General features: G+C 46.0%; 1 protein-coding gene and 1 pseudogene. Both read left to right on the top strand.

Annotated features, from left to right (window positions below; genetic code table 11):
• The first annotated feature begins 98 nt into the window (after nt 1-98).
• Nucleotides 99-1151 (top strand): biotin synthase BioB, encoded by a 1053-nt coding sequence (gene bioB, locus AB4653_RS22705; RefSeq protein WP_009848820.1) that lies wholly within the window; start codon nt 99-101, stop codon nt 1149-1151.
• Nucleotides 1138-1310 (top strand): annotated as a pseudogene (locus AB4653_RS22700) (8-amino-7-oxononanoate synthase); the annotation flags it as partial. The gene bioB and the pseudogene AB4653_RS22700, both read left to right, overlap by 14 nt.

Below are 1310 nucleotides of genomic sequence, written 5' to 3'. Positions count from 1 at the left end.
TGTGTTGACAGTCTAAAGCTTGTCGGTAGACTATCCAAGCATAAATACAATCTCTATTGATAGAGATGTAACATCAAATAATAAAAAAGGATCGACACGTGGAAGTTCGTCATGACTGGACAGTTGCTGAAGTAAGAGCACTGCTTGAAAAACCGTTTATGGATTTAATGTTTGAAGCTCAAGTGGTTCATAGACAGTACCAAGAGCACAACCACGTGCAGGTGAGTACACTGTTATCGATTAAGACAGGTGCTTGTCCTGAAGATTGTAAGTACTGCCCTCAGAGTGCTCACTACCGAACGGATGTCGACAAAGAACGCTTAATGGAAGTCGAGCGTGTTTTGGATGCGGCGCAAAAAGCCAAGAACGCAGGCTCGACTCGCTTCTGTATGGGCGCGGCATGGAAAAACCCGAAAGAACGCGATATGCCTCACCTAACTGACATGATCAAAGGTGTGAAAGGCATGGGCCTAGAAACATGTATGACACTAGGCATGTTAACGCCTGATCAAGCAGGTGAGCTAGCGGACGCAGGTTTGGATTACTACAACCATAACCTTGATACGTCTCCGGAGTTCTACGGCAGCATCATCACCACTCGTACTTACCAAGACCGTTTAGATACGCTATCTCATGTGCGTGATGCCGGTATGAAGATCTGTTCTGGTGGTATTATTGGTATGGGCGAAAGTACCAATGACCGTGCAGGCCTGCTTGTAGAGCTTGCGAACCTTCCTGTTCACCCAGAAAGTGTACCAATCAACATGCTCGTAAAAGTCAAAGGCACACCGATGGAAAACGTCGATGATGTTGAGTCTTTCGACTTCGTCAAACTGATTGCGATTGCTCGCATCATGATGCCTATGTCTGCGGTTCGTTTATCAGCAGGCCGTGAGAACATGAACGAACAGATGCAAGCTATGTGTTTCATGGCGGGTGCGAATTCTATCTTCTACGGCTGTAAGCTACTGACTACGCCAAACCCAGATGAAGACACGGACATGCAGCTGTTTAAGAAGTTAGGTATCAACAGCCAACAGGTGGCTCAGAAGCCAGACGAAATTCAAGAAAATGAACTGTTAGATCAAGTGGTGGAGCGCGTTGCTGCTCGTCCAACGAAAGATGACATGTTCTACGATGCCACTGTTTAAATCTCGCATCAAAAGTGCCCTTGCTCATCGCCGTGAGCAAGGGTTAACTCGTCAACTTAAGGTGCTCGAAAACAGCAATAGCCCTTTGCTTAATAGTGAAGGTTCTCGCTTTATTAACTTTTCGAGTAATGATTACCTAGGCTTGGCAAACGATCCTGA

It is taken from the genome of Vibrio sp. 10N.222.48.A3 (genome assembly GCF_041475345.1).
Classification (GTDB): domain Bacteria; phylum Pseudomonadota; class Gammaproteobacteria; order Enterobacterales; family Vibrionaceae; genus Vibrio; species Vibrio tasmaniensis_A.
This window is presented reverse-complemented; position numbering and strand designations above follow the sequence as displayed.